Origin of the sequence: Roseobacter sp. HKCCD6576-2 (genome assembly GCF_013179285.1) — a bacterium.
GTDB classification, from domain to species: domain Bacteria; phylum Pseudomonadota; class Alphaproteobacteria; order Rhodobacterales; family Rhodobacteraceae; genus Rhodophyticola; species Rhodophyticola oceani.
The window spans coordinates 156,402-176,811 of the sequence record NZ_WVNW01000004.1 but is presented as its reverse complement, the minus strand read 5'-3'; the positions used below and the strand labels follow the sequence as shown (position 1 = coordinate 176,811).

Below are 20,410 nucleotides of genomic sequence, written 5' to 3'. Positions count from 1 at the left end.
CACCCTAACTGGCGGGCTTCAAGCGACATTTCCATGACGGTGGCTCAGATGGTCAGCGCCTCGGCACGCATCCGCTCGTAATGCGGTAAGGCGGCAACCAGAAGCGGCTTATGGGCCTCCGCCGTCACCGGCAATGGCCCTTCGGCCCCGGCAAACCCGGTGCTGTCATGAACCGCCGCATACCAGTGTTTCGCCCAAACCCCGTCACTCGGATGACCGCCCTTGGGCCAGTGCAGCATGGCGCCGGTAAAGGGCAGCCCAATGGTCTCACAGAGCGCTTCCAGAACCGCGCGGGGGGCCTTTCGGATTTCATCGCTGTCGATGATCACGCCGCCAAGCTTTTGATAAAGCGCGGTTTGTTGCCGAAAGCCGATATCGTCGAGCGTCACTGTCTCGCGCTTGGCCGCATAGCTCGCGATCACCCGGGAGGGATGGCGGATCAGGTGAATGTTGACGCAATCATCCGCCCAATCGAGCGGGAAGCTAGGCAGCATATGGTGCGGCATATGCTTCATATAGAAATGCGCTTTGCCGTCAGGGATCACCCCCGCGCAGCGCGCCGCGACCTTGGCTGGATCGGCCTCATGGGCGGCGATGATTTCGGCGGCCAAAGGGTGAGCGGAACCGCTTTCGCGGAGATAGGCGGCGTAAAAGGGCTCATCCCAAACCGCGCAATCGCCGCGTGCGGCGAAGGCATACATCATGGCTGTCGAAAGGTTGCGGGGGCCAGACCACATAGCGATTTTCATGATATGGACTCCGTATGGAACCGGTATGGAAATGATACATACGCAGACCGGCGTGCCGCCTGCTTCTCTGCTTCACAAATATCCTGGGGGGAGGCCGCAGGCCGGGGGGCAAAGCCCCCTTCGTCATCCAACCACATCACGCGCCACCAGGTCTTTGTAGAGTCCGCGAATCCGCTTGGTCATCTCCCCCATCTGACCATCACCGATCCTCCGGCCATCGATCTCGCCCACGGGGGTCTGCGCGCCAAACGTGCCGGTCAAAAAAGCTTCTTCGGCGCCATAGGTCTCGACCAGCGAGAAGTTCTTCTCAAATACCGGAATGCCATCGGCGCGGCAGACATCTATCACCTTCTGCCGCGTGATGCCGTTCATGCAATAATCACCAGTGGAAGTCCAAACCTCGCCTTTCCGCACAATGAAGAAGTTGCACGCATTGGTGGTGTTCACAAAGCCATGGACATCGAGCATCAGCGCCTCATCCGCCCCGGCTTTCTCCGCCGCGATACAGGCGAGGATGCAGTTCAGCTTGGAATGCGAGTTCAGCTTCGGGTCCTGCGTCATCGGCATCCCGCGCAGATGCGGCACGGTGGCCAGCCGGATCGGGCGCGGCAAGGACGGGCGCGAATGCTCCATGATGATCACAACCGTCGGGCCCGTTACCGAGAGGGCCGGATGCTGAAACGGGCGCTGCTTGACGCCGCGCGTCACCATCAGCCGGGCATGCGCATCCGTTTCCATCCCGTTCGCGGCGCGGGTGTCTTCCAACGCGGCCGCGAGCGCGACGGCATCCATGCCGATATCCATATCGATGGCTTTCGCGGCTTCGAACAACCGGTCGAGATGCTCGTCCAGGAAAGCCCAGGTTCCGTCATAGAGCCGCAAGCCCTCCCAAACCCCATCGCCGAGCATGAAGCCGCTGTCATAGACGCTGACCAAGGCTTCGGCCCGCGGTTTCAACGCCCCATTCACCCAAATCAGGATGGCGTCATTGCGCGCATCTTCTTCCGCCTGATGGGTCGTCACTGCATCATCCATGGGCCTCACCTCCTGTTCACCGCCGCGTGACCTCACACCCATGTGCGTTGTATTTCAATGCCCTTGCATCACAAAAATGGATCACGTGCAGAAGGAGACCGATCCCATGTCCCGACTTCCGATCCGCCACACGATGAAAACCGTGCTGTTGCGCTTTGCAATCTTGGCTGGCGTCGCGCTGCAACATGGCAAAGCCCATGCCCGCGACATTCAGACCACCGTTGTTGCAGGCGGCTGTTTCTGGTGCGTGGAATCGGATTTTGAGAGCGTGCCGGGCGTGATCGAGGTCGTCTCGGGATTCGCAGGCGGCACGGTGGCCAATCCGACCTATCGGCAGGTGGTGCGTGGCGGCACTGGGCATCTGGAGGTGGTCGAGATTACCTATGATGCTGATCGGCTGCCATATGACCAGCTTTTGCACATGTTCCTCCGCTCGGTCGACCCGCTGGATGCGGGGGGGCAGTTCTGCGACCGGGGGCATAGCTATACCACGGGTATTTTTGTCGAAAATGCGCAGGAACGCGCCATTGCCGAAGCGGCGATTGCGCAAGCGAGCGCGGATTTGGGGCGGGCTGTGGTGACGCCGGTCCTGGATGCGGCGCCGTTTTACGCTGCCGAGGCGTATCACCAGGATTATTATCGCAGCGAGGATCTGATCGTGACGCGGTTCGGCCCGCGCCGGAAATCAGTGGCCTATCAGCTTTATCGGCAGTCTTGCGGTCGCGATGCGCGGGTGCAGGAAGTTTGGGGCAGCGCCGCCGCCTTCACCCATTAGAGAAACAGCGCCACATTGTTCCGCAAGATGATCTCAAGCGCATAAAGCCCGAGGATCACGATCAGCGGCGCCAGATCAAGCCCACCCATTTGCGGCAACATGCGCCGGATCGGGGCATAGACAGGCTCCAGCAACCGGTTCAGCCCGTCCCAGATTTGCGCAACGATCGGTTGGCGCATGTTCAGCACGCCGAAATTGATCAGCCAGCTCATGATGATGTGGATGATGACGATGAAGAACGCCACGTCGATCAGCAGCATCAGGATTTGAAAGAGCGAGGTCATGGGGCGTGGCCTTTTTGCCTATGATTTCAGCTAGGGCACAGACCTAAGCGCGAAGCTTGGCCACTGCAAGCCATGTGACGCGACGCCTCGCTTGACGCTGACACGCGTCCGGGCCATCTGCGCCGTCATGACACCGATCCTCCGCACCGCCGCCGAATTGTTACGCGCTCGCCGCGCCGCGCCATTGCCTTTGTTGGGTCTGCATAAGACGCCGATGCGCTGCTGGCCCGGGGATATCGACCTGTTTCTGGAACTGAACAACGGGCGCACCTTGTCGCTTTTCGACATTGGCCGGTTCGGGTTGGCCGCCCGGATGGGATTGATCCGGGTGTTGCGCGAAAAGCGCTGGGGATTGGTCGTCGCCGGGGCGTCGGTTCGGTATCGGGCCCGTATCCGACCGTTTCAGAAGTTTGAGATTCGGAGCCGGGCGCTCGCCTGGGACAAACGGTTTATCTATATCGAGCAGTCGATGTGGCGGGGTGAGACCTGCTGCAACCATATCCTGCTGCGCACGGCAGTGACCGAGCATGGCAGTATTGTACCGACAGATCAGGTGTTGGACGCGCTGGGTGAGACCGCCTCGTCGCCCGATATGCCCGATTGGGCGCAAGCCTGGATAGACGCCGATGCGACGCGGCCTTGGCCGCCAAAGATGTAGGCGCGCCCGCCATTTTCATTGCCAAATCGCCCCAGGCGACCGATGCTGCGCGCAATTTTGGCCAAGGGGACGTGTATGGCGGAAACCGTACTGCGCAAGCGGATTTGGGGCTGGTGGGCGTTTGATTGGGCCAGTCAGCCCTATAACACGTTGCTGCTGACCTTCATTTTCGGGCCTTATATCAATGATTTGTTGGGGGATGGCACCCAGGCGCAGACCGCCTGGGGCTATGGCATTGGGGCGGCTGGCATTCTGATCGCGCTGCTCGCGCCGATCCTGGGCGCGATTGCTGATCGGGCCGGGCATAAGATGCCGTTTATCTGGCTGTTTTCCGGGATGTATGTGCTGGGCTCGGCGGGGCTGTGGCTGGCGGCGCCGGATGATTTCAATCTGGTCTTCACTCTCTGCTTTTTCGCCATCGGCCTAATTGGGATGGAATTTGCGACGATTTTCACCAATTCGCTGATGCCCTCACTGGGGCCGCGCCAGGATCTTGGGCGGATCTCGGGCACCGGTTGGGCGATTGGGTATCTGGGCGGGTTCCTCGCCTTGGTAATTATGTTGTTGCTCTTGGCGGAGAATGCCGAGACGGGCAAAACCCTGATCGGGATTGATCCGATCTTCGGGCTTGATGCAGCGGCCCGTGAGGGCACCCGCGCTGTCGGTCCGTTGACCGCGATCTGGTTTGCGGTCTTCATGATCCCGTTCTTTCTTTGGGTGCGGGAGCCGCGGATGCCAGACGCCGTGCCAATGGGTCACGCGGTGCGCACGGCCTTGCCGGAACTGATGCGGCATCTGAAAGCGCTGCCGCAGGAGCGGAGCCTCTTCGCCTATCTCGGCTCGTCGATGTTCTATCGCGACGGGTTGAACGGGATGTATGTTTTTGGCGGCATCTATGCGGCGGGCGTTTTGGGCTGGTCGGTTGTCGATGTGGGGATTTTTGGCATCCTGGCGGTACTCACAGGCGCGCTTTTTGCCTGGCTCGGCGGCAAGGCCGATAGCCGGTTTGGGCCGAAGCCGGTGATCACGGTAAATGTACTGGTTCTGACGCTGGTCGGGATCGGGATCGTGTTCATCTCGCGCGAGAGCGTGTTTGGCATCCCGACCGGACCCGAGTCGGCATTGCCCGATATCGCGTTCTATATCTTTGGCGCGATGATCGGGGCTGCCGGTGGCGCGTTGCAATCGGCCAGCCGGACGATGCTGGTCCGCCAGGCGCATTCGGATCGGATCACCGAGGGCTTTGGCCTTTATGCGCTGGCGGGCAAGGCGACGTCCTTCATCGCGCCCCTGTTGATCGGGGTGACGACGCAGATAACCGGCAGCCAGCAAATGGGGATCACGCCGCTCATTGGCCTATTCCTGATCGGGCTCATTCTGCTACTCTGGGTCAATCCGAATGGCCGCGAGGAGTCCCGTGCATGACCCTGACCCGTTCAACCCTGGCCGCGCTTGGCCTTGTATTCTTGGCCGCGTGCAACAGTGCCGCGCCGGATCGGGCCGCGAGTGGGCCGGCTTTGCCACCCTTGGATGTCACCCAATCCCGGCAAGAAGCGCGGCAGCTTTTCGGTGCGGAGGATCAGGGCTCGACCGGAACACCTGAGGCCTATGGCGGCTATGCGCGCGGCTGCGTCGCGGGGGCGGAGCAGTTGGCCGAGACCGGCCCGACATGGCAGGCGATGCGGCTTTCCCGGAACCGGAATTGGGCGCTGCCGGTCACGTTGGATTATGTGCGCGATCTGAGCCGTGAGGTGGCGCGCACGACCTCTTGGAACGGGATCTATGTGGGCGATATGAGCCAGCCGAGGGGGGGGCCCATGCTGACCGGGCACCGGAGCCATCAATCCGGGCTGGATATCGACATCTGGATGCGACCTGCGACCAACCTGAACCTCAGTGTGACCGAGCGCGAAAATCTGTCTTCGATCTCCATGCGGCGGGCCAATGGCGCCTATGTCAACGACGCTTGGACTGCGGATCATTGGCGCGTGATGCGCGCCGCCGCGTCGGACCCGCGTGTCGCGCGGATTTTCGTATTCCCGGGGGCCAAGGTGTGGATGTGTGATAACGAGACCGGCGACCGGAGTTATCTGCGCAATATCCGGCCTTGGTGGGGGCATCACTATCATTTCCACGTGCGGCTGTCCTGCCCGGCGGGCATGGCGGGTTGCGAAGATCAGGCCGCACCACCGCCTGGCGATGGCTGCGCCGAGGCGCGCGAATGGGTGCAAAATATCCTGAACCCGCCGCCGCCTGACCCGAACGCCCCGCCACCTCAGCCACGCCGAGAACTGACCCTGGGCGATTTGCCCCGGCAATGCGCCGCGCTTCTGTCGCCCTGATCCGTTTCATCTTCCTCTGTCTCGCGCTGGTTGGGTCTCCGGCCAGCGCCGAGAGGCTGAGCGCCCTGACCTGGCGGGATGACGCGCCGGAGTTGGGCGGCTTGTCAGGATTGGAAATCTCGGAGGATGGCAGCCAGCTTTGGGTGCTTTCGGATCGTGGGTTTTTGATCACGGCGGATGTTCTGCGCCTCGGTGGCGCGATCTCGCGGCTCCAGATTACGGATGTCGTGCCGCTGCTGGATACGCAAGGTCAGCGCGCGGGGAGACGGGCGGCGCGCGACAGCGAGGGGTTGGTCCGCACGGCCGATGGCCGGATCTTCATCTCTTATGAAGGTCATCACCGTATTTCGGAACATGGTGCTGATGGTGTTGAGCTTGACCAGTTCCCTGCGCCGCCAGAGACATCACGGCTTGCGGACAATGGCTCTTTCGAAGGGCTTGCCCAGGGACCAGACGGGACCTTCTACACCTTGACGGAAGATGGGGAGGATGGACCCGCGCCGCTTTATCGCTTGCGGGCGGAGGGATGGGACTTGTCTTTGCAGTTCCCGCGCAGCGACGATTTTGCGCCGGTCGGTCTGGATATGGATGATCGCGGGCGGCTCTACGTCTTGGAACGCCGGTTTAATGGTCTGAGCGGCTTCACAACCCGGCTCAGGCGGTTCGAAATTGGCGAGGCAGGTATGGAGGCGGCGCAGACTCTGCTGGAGTTTGGCACCAGCGCCCGGGTGAATTTCGAGGGGCTGGGTCTATGGCGGGATGCGGCGGGCGGATTGGTCGCGACCCTGGTCTCCGATGACAATTTCCGGGCACTGTTTCGCACCCAGATTGAAGAATACCGTCTGGCAGAGGACTAAGTTTAGCGCCCTGGGATTTCACCCCGTTTGCCGGTGAGACGCCAGCCGTCGATCACCGCCATCGCCTCTTCGGCGGTTTCGACAAAGCGGAACAGGTCGAGATCATCGCGGGCGATGGTGCCCGCCTCTGCGAGCGCGTCCCAATTCACCACCTCGCGCCAGAAGCTCTCGCCAAAGAGGATCACCGGCACCTGTTCCATCCGTCCGGTTTGGATCAGGGTCAGGCTTTCGAACAGCTCATCCAGCGTGCCGAAGCCGCCGGGGAAGACCGCGACCGCCTTGGCACGGATCAGGAAATGCATCTTGCGAATGCCGAAATAGTGGAAATTGAAGCATAACTCGGGGGTGATATAGGCGTTGGGCACCTGCTCATGCGGCAGCACGATGTTGAGCCCGATGGAGCAGCCGCCAGCCTCGGATGCGCCGCGATTGCCAGCCTCCATCACGCCGGGGCCGCCGCCGGTGACGACCACATCATGGGTGCAGCCGGTCGCGACCGAGCGTTCGGTCACTAGACGTGCGAATTTCTGCGCCTCTTCGTAATATCGGCTCATGTCTTGCAGCGCGGCGGAGCGGGCGGCTTGCCCTGGCGCGGGGATACGTGCGCCGCCGAACATCACCACAGTGGATTCGATGCCGCGTTCATCCATCTCGAGTTGCGGCTTCAGAAGCTCCAATTGCAGGCGCACGGGGCGCAACTCGTCGCGGCAGAGAAAATCCGGGTCGGCGAAGGCGAGGCGATAGGCGGGGGAGCGGGCCTGTGGGCTGTCGGCCACGATCTGGCTCGACTCGATGTCTTGATGGGCGTCGCGAAATGGCCCTTGGCGCTGGTCGTCTTTCATCTGGGTTCAATGTCCTTTTGGCGCAATCTTTTGATCAACCCTAGCGACCTGTGGCGGGCGGTGCCAATGGAATGCCTGTGATCGGATTGCGAAACCGGCGCGCCTTGCCTATAGGCGAGGGCCAATACGGACCCTCGGAGGACGCCCATGTCGAACGCTCAACTTGAAACCGCCATCGAGGCCGCTTGGGAAAGCCGCGATCAGATCACGCCCGCGACCACAGGCGAGACCCGCGAGGCGATTGAAGATACGCTGAATGCGCTGGATGGCGGCGGCTTGCGTGTGGCGGAGCGGCAGGCGGATGGCTCTTGGCATGTGAACCAATGGGCCAAAAAAGCCGTGCTGTTGGGCTTCCGCCTGAAAGACATGGAGATGCAGGGCGGTTCGGCCCAAGGCGGCGCGTGGTGGGATAAGGTCGACAGCAAGTGGAAAGACTGGGGCGAGAACCAGTGGCAGGCCGCGGGGTTCCGCGCGGTGCCGAATTGCGTGGTTCGGAAATCCGCCTTTATCGCGCCCGGTGTGGTGCTGATGCCGTCTTTTGTGAACCTGGGCGCTTATGTCGACGAGGGCACGATGGTTGATACCTGGGCCACGGTTGGGTCCTGCGCACAGATCGGTAAGAATGTGCATCTTTCCGGCGGCGTTGGCATTGGCGGCGTGTTGGAGCCGATGCAGGCGGGGCCGACAATTATCGAAGACAATTGCTTTATCGGCGCGCGCTCTGAGGTGGTCGAGGGCTGCATCGTCCGCGAGGGTTCGGTTTTGGGCATGGGCGTGTTCATCGGCCAATCGACCAAGATTGTGGACCGGGAGACTGGCGAGGTCATGTATGGCGAAGTGCCATCCGGCTCGGTCGTGGTCGCAGGCTCGATGCCGTCGAAGAACGGCGTGAACCTCTATTGCGCGGTGATCGTGAAACGGGTGGATGAGAAGACCCGCGCGAAGACCTCGATCAACGAGTTGTTGCGCGACTGACGGGAGGGGTCCCGCGGCCCAAACCTTGGGACAAAGTTGAGGCCGCCAGAGGTGGCGGCCTTCATCATTTCAGAGCTTGCGGCATTGGTCGTGCCTGGTCGCATGCTGCGCAGCGCGACCGGATTTCGCGCGCAGGGATCAGAACGCGAAGCGGAGACCGAGTTGCACGCCGACCGACGCGCTGTCGTCGATAATCGGGCTGTCCGTGATCGCATCTTGTAGAAATTCAGCCCGCACCGCGCCGAAGAGCGAAGTGCTGTCAGACAGTGGGAAAGCCGCCGAGGCCCCGATATAGGGCACGACCGTCGAACCCGGCGCATAAGCGGGCCGACCGGCCTGGGCTTCTCCGGGCAGGACGCCATACATGTATTCGGACAACTCTTCGCTCCGCCAGGTTGCGCCCGCGAAGACTTGCATCGGCAGACGGCCCGCGATGAGGCTTTGCGTGATCTGCAGATCCGCTTCTTGGCCGTCATGCTCTCCCGTCACTTCTTGCAGCAATGTGGCGCGAACCTCCGTTTCGGGCGCCAATGACCAAGTGTAGCGCAGGCCGATATCGGCGGTAATATCGCGATCGATCCCCTGAAGGGCGCTCGAGTCGGGATCGGACAAGGCGGTGAAGCGCGGCGTAAGGACCGCCTCCAACTGTCCGTTGGGCTGGTTCAACACGGTCACGAAAACGCCGTTGGTGCCGACAGAAAACCCATTTCCCTGGTAAGAGAGAAATGGCACCGCCCCCAACTCATCATCTTCGCCGACATAGGGCGAGCTTGAGATGCCAGCGGCCAAACCCGCGCTAAACCCCTGCGGCCCGTCTTGCGCATGGGCGGCTACAGCTACGAAGGTAAAAACAGCGGCCGTCGCGACGCGATACACCAAAGCGGACAAAGCAATCTCCAATCAAGTCTGTAATACGAGAGTTAAATTTCGAGATAGCCCTAACGCATGGAGACTCAAGAGAGAATCCGTCTTTCGGCCAATTTGGGAGGCATAGGCGACCTATTGCCGACGGATCAGGCGATAGCCGTCTTTGTCCTGATCGACATATCCAATTCCGGGCCAATTCCAATGATATCCGACCATGGCATGGCCCTTCCGCGTTGCGAGGTCGAGCAGCCTGCGGCGTGATCGGATCGCGGTGTCTGGATCCATGTCGAATCCGAAGGCCCAATCGGGTTTCGCGAAGCTGACAATGTCATGCACCAGGGCATCGCCGGTGACGATCAGGCCGTCGCCGTCGTTGAGCAAGATCGAGATATGCCCCGGCGTGTGGCCCGGCGTTTCAAGCACCGTGATGCCCGGCGCGATCTCGTCCCCGTCCCGAACGGTTTGCAACCGGTCGCCGATGGCGCGCAGCACGGATTGTGCGCCATCGACAGCGGGGCGGGCGATCGGCGACAGACGGTCTGCAAGGTCGGGCGCGCCCCAAAAGTCGCGCTCCGTGCGACCGACACTGTAGATCGCATTGGGAAAGACGAGCCCGCCCGCCGGATCGAGCGTGCCCCAGGCATGATCGGGATGCAGGTGGGTGAGCACCACTTTCGTGATGGCGTTTGGATCGATCTGCAAAAGCTGCATGTGCTTGCGCAACCGCCCCGTGCCGCTTTGCCAGCCGGCGCCCGCACCTGTATCGATCAAGATGAGGTCGTCACCGGCCCGGATCAGCGTGTGGCTCATCTCGCCCGCCGCAAGCTCCGGCGCGGTGCGCAACCCGCACAGCGTTGCAAGGGCATCCTGCGGCGCGGCGGGGGCGAGGGCGCGAAAGGGAAGGGACATCGACCCATCGCTCAGCAAGCTCACCGTGCAATTGCCGAACTGTGCCTGGTGGAGGTCTGGCCCCCGGATCGGGTCTGGCGGCGGTAGGGTGGGGAGCGAGGCTGCCGCGCGGGCGATGCTGAATTTTTCTTGTTCAGCCATGGTGCTGGCGTCTCCGAGCGGATCGTTTGAGCAGAGCCTAGCCGATCACAGAGCCTATGTCAGAGCCTTCTTCGGTTGCCGCTGAGACGCCGCGTGATAAGCTTTTGAGCGACAGCTTGAGGAGGTTCTGAGTATGCAAGGATTGGGATGGATTTCGGCCATCATCGTTGGCGGATTGGCCGGATGGGTGGCCAGTTCGATCATGAAGGCCAGGACCGGTCTTTTGATGAATGTAATTTTGGGAATCGTCGGTGCGATTCTGGCGAACTTCCTGCTGGGGCTGGTTGGAATCACCGCTTCGGCGACATTGATCAGCCAGGGAATTGTCGGGTTGATCGGCGCATGCATCTTGATCTGGGCGGCGCGGGCCATTCGGCGCCGCTGACGCTGTGCCAAAATAATGCGACGGAGTCTTCGATTTGCCGCGTGTGACGTTGCGACACCGGCAAAGAGAGGATTGAAGCGATGATACGGGCAGTCTTGTTGATCTTGGCGATCAGCTTGGGGATTTTTGCTCAAAAGGCCGATGCCTCTGAGACCCAAATGCAAGGCGCGCGGGGTGGAGATCAGCTTTGCACCTGGTCCGAACAGCGGCCCACCCTGATCTCGCCGCTGCGCTGAGGGCGCAGGTCTTATGCGAGCGACAGGCCAAAACCCGTCTCTGCCCGGCGGTCGGTTTTCTGCCCCGGTATCCGGCTTGACTTGTTTCGCCCCTCGGCGCACCACGCGGGCCATGAGCGATGAAAAGAAACCAAAGCGCCGCCAGCAAGTCTTTACCCTGCTTGTGGAGGTCGGTCGGAAAGAGGGCGACGGATTGCCCGAAAACGCGACAGGGGCGGCGTTGCTTTGCTACGCCTCCGGCGTTGATGAGGCCGAGGCGGTGCGTGAAACCGTGGCGATCCTGAAACAGGCGGAATTGGCGCCGCTGGATGTGACCGGCTATGGCACGCCCGAGGAACGGGCTGCCCAAGGGCATGAGATCGAGGCGGAGGAACGTGAGCTGATGGCGCGCGCCTTGGCGGAGAACGCCGTGATTGTCGCGCAGATGACGCCGTTTTTTAGCGAGGATGGATCCTAAGCGGCTGTCTGGACGGTCTTTTCCGATGGGCGCGATGGATTCTTCCAAGCCGCCGGATTGCTGCATGACCGTTTTGAGGAGCATCCCCAAATTGCCTTGGGTTTCGGTCGTTCGACCTAGCTTTGGATCGTCACGCCAGCATCCTGCATGCCATCAATCGCTGCGGCCAAAGAGCCGTCTAGGTCAATCGCCCGACACAAGTCTTGTCGGACTGTCACGCCAAACCCCAATTTCGCGGCGTCGACGGCGGAGTAATTGACGCAAAAATCTGTCGCCAGACCGACCAATGTGAGCTGTGTGAGGCCGAGGGACCGGAGAGCCCCATCGAGCCCAGTTGCCGTTTGGTGGTCATTTTCGAAGAAGGCCGAGTAGCTGTCGATTTCCTGTCGGAAGCCCTTTCGGATGATGAGTTGCGCCGGGGTCGTGCGAAGATCGGGATGGAACGCGGCGCCTGTTGAGGATTGGATGCAATGATCCGGCCATAGGACTTGTGGACCATAGGGGAAGTCGACGACAGAATAGGGCTCTTGGCCATCATGTTCGCTGGCGAAGCTGGAGTGACCGGCGGGGTGCCAATCTTGCGTTAGGATCACGGCCTGGAACTCATCCATCAGGGTGTTGATCCCGGGGACGATCTCATCTCCGCCAGGGACGGCCAGTGCGCCGCCGGGACAGAAGTCATTCTGGACGTCGATAACGATCAGGGCATGGGTTGCATCGCGCATATGGGCCTCCGCTTTGCTTGCGTGCGGCCAGCCTACCCGTTGAACCGGAGGACACAACGGCGTATCTGCCCCGCATGTTTACGGTTGCTGCACTCTATCATTTCACGAAAGTCGACGACCCGGCGGCGTTTCGTGGCCCCATGCTTGCGCTTTGCGAGGCTGGCGGGGTCAAAGGCTCCCTGCTTCTGGCGCATGAGGGGATCAACGGCACGATTGCGGGGCCTCGGGAGGGGATCGACGCGGTGTTGGCGCATATCCGCGGCTTGCCGGGCTTCGACCGGTTGGAGTGGAAGGAGAGCCACGCGGCCGAGATGCCCTTTGGGCGGCTCAAGGTGCGTCTGAAGCGCGAGATCGTGACGATGGGCCAGCCGGATGTGGACCCAACCTGCGCGGTGGGCCGCTATGTAGAGCCGGCCGATTGGAACGCGCTGATCAGTGCGCCGGATGTGGCGGTGATCGATACGCGGAACGATTACGAAATCGCCATCGGGACCTTCGAGGGTGCGGTCGACCCCGGCACGGAGACCTTCCGCGATTTCCCGGCTTGGTGGGCCAAGAATGCGGATCGGTTCCATAACAAAAGGATCGCGATGTTCTGCACCGGGGGAATCCGCTGCGAGAAATCAACGGGATATCTGATGTCTCAAGGGATTGATGAGGTCTATCACCTGAAAGGCGGCATTCTGAAATATCTCGAAGAGGTTCCCGAGTCAGAGAGCATGTGGCGCGGCGAATGCTTTGTGTTCGACGAGCGGGTTTCGGTTGGGCATGGATTGGTCGAAGGGCCGCATGTTCTATGCCGCGCGTGTCGGCGGGCATTGGAGCCGTCGGACTTGCGTCGTGAGGAATATGAAGAAGGGGTGTCGTGCCACCAGTGTTTGACTGAGCATAGTGAAGCAGATCGGGCCCGGTTCCGGGAGCGGCAGAAGCAGATTGCGCTGGCTAAGAAACGTGGGGAACGTCATCTGGGGCGTGTCGACCCATGACTATCATCCATTCAAGACGCTGAGGCGACCCTTAGGTCTGTCTCCGGCGGCTTTGGAGACTCGTCGGCGGCTTCGATATCGGGGCGGGCCACAGCCGGTAACTCGAAGAAGAAAGTCGTTCCAACGCCTTCTTCACTCGTGAAATCTATCTTCCCACCATGTCCCGCGATAATCGCGCTGGAAACGCTCATACCCAAACCGGATCCCTCATAGCTTCGTTCGTCTGATGAGTCGATTTGGCTGAATTGCTCGAAGATGAGTTCAGATTTGTCAGCCGGAATGCCGATGCCGTCGTCTGAGATAGAAAGACGAACGATCCCATCTACCTGCTCGAAACGGAGGCGGACGGACCCGTCTTTGTGGGAGAATTTGACAGCATTTGAAAGGATATTGGTCACGACCTGTTCGAGTCGTTCAGGGTCTGCATTGACCCAATATTCTTGATCGCCGGCGGGTTGCTCGATCTGCACGCCAAGACCTTCGGCATAAGAGGTCATGCGATCAACGACGCCGGTCGTGAGACTTTTAAGCTCAAGGTCCTGAAAATCATACGTGAGGCGACCGGCTTCAGACTCTTGGAACGTGAGAATTCCTTCGATCAGTTCCGACAGGCGCGCACTGTTGCGGTTGGCAATCGTCAGCAGAGGTGCTGCCTTTTCAGGGAGATCCCCGGCAACGCCCGATTCCAGCAGTTGCAATGATCCCTTGATGGAAGTCAGCGGCGTGCGCAGCTCGTGGCTGATCGTGGAGATAAACTCCGTCTTTGCTTTGTATGCGGCTTTAGATTTCTCGTGCTCTTTCTCGATCTGTCGGACATGCCGCAGATTGGTGACATACCCGACCAGAAAGCTTCTGGCGCATTCGATCACGAAGGACAGCACAAAAAGCACCGTAAAGAACTGTAGCCACAGTTCCGACCGGAGCGGTGCGCCGGAAACAATCAGGTCATAGATGGGGATGAAGAGAATCGCTGCCATATAGATCGACAGGCGCAACGCGAGAACGGGTAAGAACTGGTTGTTATTGATAGCCGCGAAGACAGACGCCGAAAAAAGCAGGAAGAGCGGCATGAAATGCGAGACTTGCCCCTGCTGGAGCGCAACAGATATGCAGAATAAAGAGATCACCGACGCACTGACGACGGTTCCGAGATAGATGTACCGCAGGTGGCTTTTTATCGCTTTGTCATTCCATATCTGCGGCCTGCGTATCAGGAAAAAGACCCGCAAATCAAAGAGTTCACTGAGCCAGATCGCGGCATAGAAGATTAGCGCGGTCGTGGTGTCATAATAATAGGCAGCAAGGGCAATACCGGATCCAAAGATCACAACCCTTTGCATAAACAGGCGTTGCCCCACTCGCGCATAGTCGCGCATCCGACTGCGGAGAGATTGGGTGTCCGTCGGACCTAGGAAGGTGTTGGTTAAGTCTTTTAACGCATTCTGCAAGAGACAGACTTTCGTCACTACTCGATTGTTTCCAATTATACAGGAAACATGCCCAATTTATGGGTTTGTTGCGATAGATGAGGAATTGCCGTGATCAAGCTATGGCATCAATATGTCATATCTTTGTTCGGCGGCACACTAAAAACTACAAAAACCCGAGATGCGAGGCATCTCAGGCGGTCTTGATTGCAACGACGGCTCTTACCAGCAACGTGGAAATGCCGCCGTCACAGACTTAATCCAAATGGGTACGACGCTGACGCCCGTCAAGCCGGGCTGTTCCTAAAAATCCAAATTCTCGACGCTCAGCGCATTTTGCTGAATAAACTCCCGGCGGGGTTCCACCACATCTCCCATAAGTTTGGTGAAGATGTCATCCGCGTCGGCCAGGTCATCGATTTTGACCTGGAGGAGTGTGCGGGCCTCATGGTCCAAGGTGGTCTCCCAAAGCTGGTCGGGGTTCATCTCTCCCAATCCCTTGTAGCGCTGCAGCGTGAGCCCCTTTGCACCTTCTTCCAGAATCGCGTCAAGCAACTCGCTTGGCCCGTGGATGAGCACGTCACGGTCTTTGCGAGACAGATGCGAGGGATCACGATAGACCTCTCGGCTATCGACCGAGACGGATGACAGCTTGCGGGCTTCCCCGGATCGCAGAACGGCACCATCAAGGGTGCGGATTTCTTCGACACCGCGCAAGACGCGGCTAAGCCGGATGCCGTGGTCTTGGGTGATCCGGCCTTGCCAGCCGCGCTCATACTCAACGGCCACCAGATCAAGCCGTTGCGCCACATCATCGGCGACGCGTTGCAGGTCGGCGTCAGCGCGGCCCGGATCAAAGGCGCCCGCGATCGCGGCCTGTTCCAGGATATGGCGCGGATAATGGGTCGGGAAAGCATCTAGGATGCGTTTGAAATTGCGCGCAGCATCGACCACGCGGGCCAAGTCCGCGCCGGCGATTTCCTCGTTGGATTGGAGCCGCAGAACCGCCCCTTCGATGCCCTGTTGAATCAAGTAATCATCCAGCGCGCCTTGGTCTTTCAGGTAAACCTCGGATTTGCCGCGCGCGACTTTGTAAAGCGGCGGCTGGGCAATATAGAGATACCCGCCCTCGATGATCTCTGGCATTTGCCGGAAGAAGAAGGTGAGCAGCAGGGTGCGGATATGCGCGCCGTCGACATCGGCGTCGGTCATGATGATGATCTTGTGGTAGCGCAGCTTTTCGATATCGAACTCGTCGCGCCCGATGCCGGTGCCAAGCGCGGTGATCAATGTGCCGATCTCTTGGCTCGACAGCATCCGGTCAAACCGCGCCCGCTCCACATTGAGGATTTTACCCCGAAGCGGCAGTACGGCCTGATTGTGCCGCGAGCGGCCCTGTTTGGCGGAGCCGCCGGCGCTATCGCCCTCGACCAGAAAGAGCTCGGATTTGGCCGGATCCTTTTCCTGACAATCGGCAAGTTTGCCCGGCAAGCTGGCCACATCCATCGCGGTTTTGCGGCGCGTCAGCTCGCGAGCTTTGCGCGCTGCTTCTCGGGCCAATGCGGCCTCAATGATCTTGCTGACGATGGTTTTGGCTTCGTTCGGATGCTCTTCGAACCATTCCTGAAGCTTCTCATTCATCAAGCTTTCGACCGCCGGGCGGACCTCGGACGAAACCAGCTTGTCTTTGGTTTGGCTGGAGAATTTCGGGTCGGGCACCTTGACGGAGAGCACGCAGGTGAGGCCTTCGCGAGCGTCATCCCCGGTGAAATTCACTTTCTCCTTCTTCGCGATCCCGGAGGAGTTCGCATAGAGATTGATCGTCCGGGTCAGCGCGCCACGGAACCCTGCCAAATGGGTGCCGCCATCGCGCTGCGGGATGTTGTTGGTAAAGGGCAGAACCGTCTCGTGGTAGCTGTCATTCCACCACATCGCGACCTCGATCCCGATGCCATCGCGCTCACCGGTGATGAAGATCGGCTCTTCCATGGCGGAGGTCTTGGACCGGTCGAGATAGCGGACGAATTCGCGGACGCCACCTTCATAAAACAGCTCGGATTTCAGCGCTTCGGCAGGGCGTTCATCTTCCAAGATGATCCGGACACCGGAGTTGAGGAAGGCCAATTCACGCAGGCGGTTTTCGAGTGTCTTGAAGCTGTAATCGAGGTTGGAGAAGGTGGCGGTCGAGGCCATAAACCGGACTTCGGTTCCGGTGCGATCCCCTGCATCACCCACCACTTCGAGGTGTTTGACCGTATCGCCATGTTCGAACCGGGCAATATGCTCTTTGCCATCGCGCCAGATGCGCAGTTCCAGCCAATCGGAAAGCGCATTCACCACCGAGACGCCCACGCCATGCAGGCCGCCCGAGACTTTGTAGGAGTTCTGGTCAAACTTCCCGCCGGCGTGAAGCTGGGTCATGATGACCTCAGCGGCGGAGACGCCTTCTTCCTCGTGAATCCCCACGGGAATGCCGCGCCCGTTGTCATGCACAGACACACTGGAATCGGCATGAATTTTGACGGTGACGGCATCTGCGTGGCCTGCCAAGGCCTCGTCGATCCCGTTATCGACGACCTCATAGACCATATGGTGCAGACCCGAGCCGTCATCGGTATCACCGATATACATGCCGGGGCGTTTGCGGACTGCTTCTAAGCCTTTGAGAACTTTGATGGAATCTGCGCCATAATCTTCAGGCGCGGGGGCATTTTCGGCCATGCGGACCTCTGTTGTTCTTATGCCAGATTTATAGGGTTTTTCGGGGGGGATGTCACGGGTGTGACACCATATTTAGGGGGTCGCGATGGCGATTACCACAGCGACAAGGATCAGCAGAAGGCCCGCAACCTGGTTGGTCCGCTTCAAGGCATGCGGCGAGGCGATCAACAGCCGCGCCCGATCCACAAAAGCCGCGAAGCCGAAATTGCCGATCAAAGGCACGATCATCGAAATGACAGCGATCAGCAGTATGTCGGTCGCGGTTATCTCGGTCAGATCGAAGAAGCCGGGCAACATCCCCATATAGAATAGGATCGCTTTCGGGTTGGCGAGGATCGCCGCCAGGCCCGCAACAAACCCAGCCCACTGACCCGGGCGATTTAGGCGCGTGTCGGCATCGATGCGTTTGTCGGCGTGGCGAAGCAGCATCAGACCCATGCCCGCAAAGACCAGCACGGCAAGCCAGCGTAGCGCGTCCATCACCCACTCATAGGTGCCGACGATCCACGCCAGGCCCAAGATCGCCAGAAGCGACCACACGACATCGCCAATCGCGACGCCGAGCATCAGCGGAACGGCCCCGCGGATGCCATGACCCAGTGTCCGGGCGGTGAGCGCCAACCAGACCGGACCGGGTGTCAGGAAGAGGACGAAGAGCGCCCCGGCATAAAGCGAGATTTGGGCCGCCGTGAGTGTCATGGTGTGACCTCGGCGACGGTTGAGCGGCCTCCGGTTTCCGTAACGGAGAAATGCTGGGCGCGGTCGCCAAGCTCGGCAAAGAGCTCTGGGCCCGTCCCGGTCATCCAAGCTTGTGTTTCAAGCGCGCAGATCTCGTCGAACAGGGCCGCCCGGCGCGCGGTGTCGAGATGGGCCGCGACCTCATCCAGTAGGACAAGCGGAGCGGTGCCGGTATCGGCTTTCAGTGCGCGGGCATTGGCGAGGATGAGAGAGATCAGAAGGGCCTTTTGTTCGCCGGTCGAGCATTGCTGCGCCGGGGCGTGTTTTGCGACATAGACGGCTGCGATATCGCTCCGATGCGGCCCGATCAGCGTGCGGCCCGCCGCAAGATCACGCGACCGATTGGCGGCGAAGCTTGCGGCAAAATCGGCGGGGACGTGCAGCGCTTCTCCGCCCTCGGCCTCAATTAAGGTCAGATCAGCGGTAGGGAACGCAGTCTCTGCCCCGTCTTGCGCCTCGGCGATCCGGGCGAGCGCCGCATGGCGGTTTTGGGTGATTTTGGCGGCGGCATCTGCCATCTGCGTTTCGATGGCGTCATACCAATGCGCATCCCGAACCATGTCTTTCAGGAGCCTGTTCCGCTCCCGCATCGCTTTGTCATAGGCCAAGACGGCCTCGGCATGGTTCGGCGTGAAACTCATCGTCATCCGGTCAAAAAACCGGCGCCGACCCTCCGCGCCTTCAACCCAGAGCCGGTCTTGCGATGGTACCAGCCAGACCATGCGCAGAATGCGGGCCAGCGCGGTTTGCGGCGCGGGTTTGCCGTCGATGCGCAGGCTGCGACTCTGTCCCGGCTCGGCCCCGGTCTCAAGCTCATGAGACAGATCCCCGGCGATCTCGGCCTTGATCTTCCAGCCGAGTGCTTCGGGTTTGCGGGCGATGTCATCGGCGCTGGCGCGTCGGAGGCCCCGGCCCGGAGAGAGAAGCGACACCGCCTCTAAGATGTTTGTCTTCCCCGCACCGTTAGGACCAAAAAAAGCGACCGGGCGGCCATCAAGCGCGAGATCGGCGCGCTGATGCGAGCGGAAATGCGACAAGATGAGATGGTCTAGAAAGGCCTTCATGCGAGCATCCGGTTTGCGCGGGCGACCGTTTTCTTGGAAGAAAACGGTGCGGAAAACATCTGTTTTCCGCCTCGGAATTTTTGAAAATTCCGGGTCCCTGTCACACGCGCATCGGCATGACGACATAGACAGCGGACGTGTCGCCACCCTCTTGCATCAGGGTCGGATCACCGGCCGAGTTGAACAAGAACACGGCGTTTTCCCGATCTACCTGGCTGGCGATCTCCAGCAGGTATTTGGCGTTGAACCCGATCTCCAATCGCTCATCACCATAGGCCACGGCCAGTTCTTCCTCGGCATTGCCGCTATCGGGTGCATTCACGGACAGCACCAGACGATCTTCATCCAACTGCAGTTTCACCGCCCGCGAGCGCTCCGACGACACAGTGGCAACTCGATCCACGGCTTTGGCGAAATCGCTCGCATCCACTTCTAGCTTGCGGGTGTTTCCGGTCGGGATGACGCGGGAGTAGTCCGGGAACGTGCCGTCGATCACCTTTGAGGTCAGGGTAATCTCGGGCGTCGCAAAGCGAATCTTCGTCTCCGAAACCGAGACGGCGATCTCCGCCTCGTCATCTTCCAGAAGCTTGCGCAACTCACCCACGGTTTTGCGCGGCACGATCACACCGGGCATCGTCTCCGCCCCGCCAGGGAGCGTCGCGTCGACCCGCGCCAGGCGGTGCCCATCGGTTGCGACGGCGCGGAGGACCTTGCCATCTTCGGCATCGGCGACATGGAAATAGACACCGTTCAGGTAATACCGGGTTTCTTCGGTGGAGATTGCGAATTTCGACTTGTCAAACAGCCGACGCAGAACGGGCGCTTTGGCTGAGAAATTGGCCGAATACTCCGAAGACGTCATCACCGGGAAGTCTTCTTTGGGCAAGGTCGCCAAAGAGAAATTTGAGCGGCCAGCCTCAACGGCCAAACGGCCCGAGGCGCCATCATCGGAGAGCTGGACCAATGCGCCATCCGGCAGTTTCCGAACGATCTCATGCAGGGTGACGGCGTTGACCGTTGTGGCGCCTGCACGCTCCACTTGCGCGGCGACTTTGTCGACCACTTCGATATCCAGATCGGTTGCCCGGAACGAGACCTCGGCCCCGTCCGCCTCGATCAGCACATTGGCGAGGATCGGAATGGTATTCCGACGCTCCACAACAGATTGCGCTTGGCTCACCGCGCTCAGCAATGTGGCGCGTTCGATCGAGATTTTCATGCCCAGGCTCCGACAGAT

At 60.3% G+C, this 20,410-nt stretch carries 22 protein-coding genes; 10 read left to right on the top strand and 12 right to left on the bottom strand.

Annotated elements, in window-relative coordinates:
• Positions 1-44: 44 nt before the first annotated feature.
• Positions 45-749: an HAD family hydrolase gene (locus tag GTF44_RS15640; RefSeq protein WP_171560136.1), complete on the bottom strand. Its 705-nt coding sequence runs from the start codon at positions 747-749 to the stop codon at positions 45-47.
• Between the two features lie 123 nt (positions 750-872).
• The gene (locus GTF44_RS15635) at positions 873-1,784 is read right to left on the bottom strand and encodes a D-amino acid aminotransferase (protein ID WP_171560138.1); all 912 of its coding nucleotides are present in this window, start codon (positions 1,782-1,784) and stop codon (positions 873-875) included.
• A gap of 106 nt (positions 1,785-1,890) precedes the next feature.
• On the opposite strand from GTF44_RS15635, the gene msrA reads away from it, so the two are divergent.
• On the top strand, positions 1,891-2,559 hold the full coding sequence (gene msrA, locus GTF44_RS15630) for a peptide-methionine (S)-S-oxide reductase MsrA (RefSeq protein ID WP_253261226.1): 669 nt from the start codon (positions 1,891-1,893) through the stop codon (positions 2,557-2,559).
• Here the strand turns inward: msrA and GTF44_RS15625 are convergent.
• Entirely contained in the window at positions 2,556-2,843 is a 288-nt protein-coding gene (locus tag GTF44_RS15625; protein ID WP_171560141.1) for a YggT family protein, read from the bottom strand. The two genes, msrA and GTF44_RS15625, sit on opposite strands and share 4 nt — an antisense overlap.
• Before the next feature lie 127 nt (positions 2,844-2,970).
• On the opposite strand from GTF44_RS15625, the gene GTF44_RS15620 reads away from it, so the two are divergent.
• The 4 genes from GTF44_RS15620 to GTF44_RS15605 all read left to right on the top strand — a co-directional run bounded on the left by GTF44_RS15620 (position 2,971) and on the right by GTF44_RS15605 (position 6,700).
• Complete coding sequence (locus GTF44_RS15620) at positions 2,971-3,501, top strand: acyl-CoA thioesterase (protein ID WP_171560550.1); 531 nt, start codon at positions 2,971-2,973, stop codon at positions 3,499-3,501.
• A 75-nt stretch (positions 3,502-3,576) separates the two neighbouring features.
• On the top strand, positions 3,577-4,926 hold the full coding sequence (locus GTF44_RS15615) for an MFS transporter (protein WP_171560143.1): 1,350 nt from the start codon (positions 3,577-3,579) through the stop codon (positions 4,924-4,926).
• Positions 4,923-5,843: a penicillin-insensitive murein endopeptidase gene (mepA, locus tag GTF44_RS15610; protein ID WP_171560144.1), complete on the top strand. Its 921-nt coding sequence runs from the start codon at positions 4,923-4,925 to the stop codon at positions 5,841-5,843. Before GTF44_RS15615 ends, mepA begins: the two co-directional genes overlap by 4 nt.
• Positions 5,819-6,700: an esterase-like activity of phytase family protein gene (locus tag GTF44_RS15605; RefSeq protein ID WP_171560146.1), complete on the top strand. Its 882-nt coding sequence runs from the start codon at positions 5,819-5,821 to the stop codon at positions 6,698-6,700. Before mepA ends, GTF44_RS15605 begins: the two co-directional genes overlap by 25 nt.
• 2 nt (positions 6,701-6,702) lie before the next feature.
• On the opposite strand, the gene GTF44_RS15600 is transcribed toward GTF44_RS15605, so the two are convergent.
• Positions 6,703-7,542, bottom strand: coding sequence for a TIGR00730 family Rossman fold protein (locus GTF44_RS15600; protein WP_171560148.1), 840 nt, complete (start codon positions 7,540-7,542; stop codon positions 6,703-6,705).
• Between the two features lie 147 nt (positions 7,543-7,689).
• On the opposite strand from GTF44_RS15600, the gene dapD reads away from it, so the two are divergent.
• Positions 7,690-8,517 carry a 2,3,4,5-tetrahydropyridine-2,6-dicarboxylate N-succinyltransferase gene (gene dapD, locus GTF44_RS15595; RefSeq protein ID WP_171560150.1) on the top strand — a complete coding sequence of 276 codons (828 nt, stop codon included), beginning with the start codon at positions 7,690-7,692 and terminating at the stop codon, positions 8,515-8,517.
• Between the two features lie 138 nt (positions 8,518-8,655).
• On the opposite strand, the gene GTF44_RS15590 is transcribed toward dapD, so the two are convergent.
• Positions 8,656-9,405 (bottom strand): MipA/OmpV family protein, encoded by a 750-nt coding sequence (locus GTF44_RS15590; RefSeq protein WP_171560152.1) that lies wholly within the window; start codon positions 9,403-9,405, stop codon positions 8,656-8,658.
• Positions 9,406-9,516: 111 nt separating this feature from the next.
• Complete coding sequence (locus GTF44_RS15585; RefSeq protein WP_171560155.1) at positions 9,517-10,434, bottom strand: MBL fold metallo-hydrolase; 918 nt, start codon at positions 10,432-10,434, stop codon at positions 9,517-9,519.
• A 133-nt stretch (positions 10,435-10,567) separates the two neighbouring features.
• Between GTF44_RS15585 and GTF44_RS15580 the strand changes: the two genes are divergently transcribed.
• The 3 genes from GTF44_RS15580 to GTF44_RS15570 all read left to right on the top strand — a co-directional run bounded on the left by GTF44_RS15580 (position 10,568) and on the right by GTF44_RS15570 (position 11,512).
• Positions 10,568-10,819 (top strand): GlsB/YeaQ/YmgE family stress response membrane protein, encoded by a 252-nt coding sequence (locus tag GTF44_RS15580; protein ID WP_171560156.1) that lies wholly within the window; start codon positions 10,568-10,570, stop codon positions 10,817-10,819.
• Positions 10,820-10,899: 80 nt separating this feature from the next.
• Positions 10,900-11,055: a hypothetical protein gene (locus GTF44_RS15575; RefSeq protein WP_171560158.1), complete on the top strand. Its 156-nt coding sequence runs from the start codon at positions 10,900-10,902 to the stop codon at positions 11,053-11,055.
• A gap of 112 nt (positions 11,056-11,167) precedes the next feature.
• Positions 11,168-11,512, top strand: a complete 345-nt coding sequence (locus GTF44_RS15570; protein WP_171560159.1) for a hypothetical protein — start codon at positions 11,168-11,170, stop codon at positions 11,510-11,512.
• A gap of 116 nt (positions 11,513-11,628) precedes the next feature.
• On the opposite strand, the gene pncA is transcribed toward GTF44_RS15570, so the two are convergent.
• Positions 11,629-12,237 carry a bifunctional nicotinamidase/pyrazinamidase gene (pncA, locus tag GTF44_RS15565; protein WP_171560161.1) on the bottom strand — a complete coding sequence of 203 codons (609 nt, stop codon included), beginning with the start codon at positions 12,235-12,237 and terminating at the stop codon, positions 11,629-11,631.
• A 74-nt stretch (positions 12,238-12,311) separates the two neighbouring features.
• Between pncA and GTF44_RS15560 the strand changes: the two genes are divergently transcribed.
• A complete protein-coding gene (locus tag GTF44_RS15560; protein WP_171560163.1) occupies positions 12,312-13,223 on the top strand; it encodes a rhodanese-related sulfurtransferase in 912 nt (303 codons plus the stop codon).
• An 11-nt stretch (positions 13,224-13,234) separates the two neighbouring features.
• On the opposite strand, the gene GTF44_RS15555 is transcribed toward GTF44_RS15560, so the two are convergent.
• From GTF44_RS15555 to dnaN, 5 genes are all read right to left on the bottom strand, one after another.
• Complete coding sequence (locus GTF44_RS15555) at positions 13,235-14,689, bottom strand: HAMP domain-containing sensor histidine kinase (RefSeq protein WP_171560165.1); 1,455 nt, start codon at positions 14,687-14,689, stop codon at positions 13,235-13,237.
• Between the two features lie 264 nt (positions 14,690-14,953).
• Positions 14,954-17,371 (bottom strand): DNA topoisomerase (ATP-hydrolyzing) subunit B, encoded by a 2,418-nt coding sequence (gyrB, locus tag GTF44_RS15550; RefSeq protein ID WP_171560167.1) that lies wholly within the window; start codon positions 17,369-17,371, stop codon positions 14,954-14,956.
• A gap of 72 nt (positions 17,372-17,443) precedes the next feature.
• Positions 17,444-18,070 (bottom strand): LysE family translocator, encoded by a 627-nt coding sequence (locus GTF44_RS15545; RefSeq protein WP_171560168.1) that lies wholly within the window; start codon positions 18,068-18,070, stop codon positions 17,444-17,446.
• The gene (gene recF, locus GTF44_RS15540; RefSeq protein WP_171560170.1) at positions 18,067-19,173 is read right to left on the bottom strand and encodes a DNA replication/repair protein RecF; all 1,107 of its coding nucleotides are present in this window, start codon (positions 19,171-19,173) and stop codon (positions 18,067-18,069) included. Before recF ends, GTF44_RS15545 begins: the two co-directional genes overlap by 4 nt.
• Positions 19,174-19,273: 100 nt before the next feature.
• A complete protein-coding gene (gene dnaN / locus GTF44_RS15535; protein WP_145214424.1) occupies positions 19,274-20,392 on the bottom strand; it encodes a DNA polymerase III subunit beta in 1,119 nt (372 codons plus the stop codon).
• Between the last annotated feature and the right edge of the window lie 18 nt (positions 20,393-20,410).

Excerpts from the sequence above, each read along its gene's own strand:
- msrA (WP_253261226.1), top strand. The coding sequence starts at position 1,891 with ATGTCCCGACTTCCGATCCGCCACACGATGAAAACCGTGCTGTTGCGC.
- GTF44_RS15640 (WP_171560136.1), bottom strand. The coding sequence starts at position 749 with ATGAAAATCGCTATGTGGTCTGGCCCCCGCAACCTTTCGACAGCCATG.
- GTF44_RS15615 (WP_171560143.1), top strand. The coding sequence starts at position 3,577 with ATGGCGGAAACCGTACTGCGCAAGCGGATTTGGGGCTGGTGGGCGTTT.
- pncA (WP_171560161.1), bottom strand. The coding sequence starts at position 12,237 with ATGCGCGATGCAACCCATGCCCTGATCGTTATCGACGTCCAGAATGAC.
- GTF44_RS15600 (WP_171560148.1), bottom strand. The coding sequence starts at position 7,542 with ATGAAAGACGACCAGCGCCAAGGGCCATTTCGCGACGCCCATCAAGAC.
- GTF44_RS15625 (WP_171560141.1), bottom strand. The coding sequence starts at position 2,843 with ATGACCTCGCTCTTTCAAATCCTGATGCTGCTGATCGACGTGGCGTTC.
- mepA (WP_171560144.1), top strand. The coding sequence starts at position 4,923 with ATGACCCTGACCCGTTCAACCCTGGCCGCGCTTGGCCTTGTATTCTTG.
- GTF44_RS15575 (WP_171560158.1), top strand. The coding sequence starts at position 10,900 with ATGATACGGGCAGTCTTGTTGATCTTGGCGATCAGCTTGGGGATTTTT.
- GTF44_RS15545 (WP_171560168.1), bottom strand. The coding sequence starts at position 18,070 with ATGACACTCACGGCGGCCCAAATCTCGCTTTATGCCGGGGCGCTCTTC.
- GTF44_RS15605 (WP_171560146.1), top strand. The coding sequence starts at position 5,819 with ATGCGCCGCGCTTCTGTCGCCCTGATCCGTTTCATCTTCCTCTGTCTC.
- GTF44_RS15585 (WP_171560155.1), bottom strand. The coding sequence starts at position 10,434 with ATGGCTGAACAAGAAAAATTCAGCATCGCCCGCGCGGCAGCCTCGCTC.
- GTF44_RS15620 (WP_171560550.1), top strand. The coding sequence starts at position 2,971 with ATGACACCGATCCTCCGCACCGCCGCCGAATTGTTACGCGCTCGCCGC.
- recF (WP_171560170.1), bottom strand. The coding sequence starts at position 19,173 with ATGAAGGCCTTTCTAGACCATCTCATCTTGTCGCATTTCCGCTCGCAT.
- dnaN (WP_145214424.1), bottom strand. The coding sequence starts at position 20,392 with ATGAAAATCTCGATCGAACGCGCCACATTGCTGAGCGCGGTGAGCCAA.
- GTF44_RS15580 (WP_171560156.1), top strand. The coding sequence starts at position 10,568 with ATGCAAGGATTGGGATGGATTTCGGCCATCATCGTTGGCGGATTGGCC.
- gyrB (WP_171560167.1), bottom strand. The coding sequence starts at position 17,371 with ATGGCCGAAAATGCCCCCGCGCCTGAAGATTATGGCGCAGATTCCATC.
- GTF44_RS15560 (WP_171560163.1), top strand. The coding sequence starts at position 12,312 with ATGTTTACGGTTGCTGCACTCTATCATTTCACGAAAGTCGACGACCCG.
- GTF44_RS15570 (WP_171560159.1), top strand. The coding sequence starts at position 11,168 with ATGAGCGATGAAAAGAAACCAAAGCGCCGCCAGCAAGTCTTTACCCTG.
- dapD (WP_171560150.1), top strand. The coding sequence starts at position 7,690 with ATGTCGAACGCTCAACTTGAAACCGCCATCGAGGCCGCTTGGGAAAGC.
- GTF44_RS15635 (WP_171560138.1), bottom strand. The coding sequence starts at position 1,784 with ATGGATGATGCAGTGACGACCCATCAGGCGGAAGAAGATGCGCGCAAT.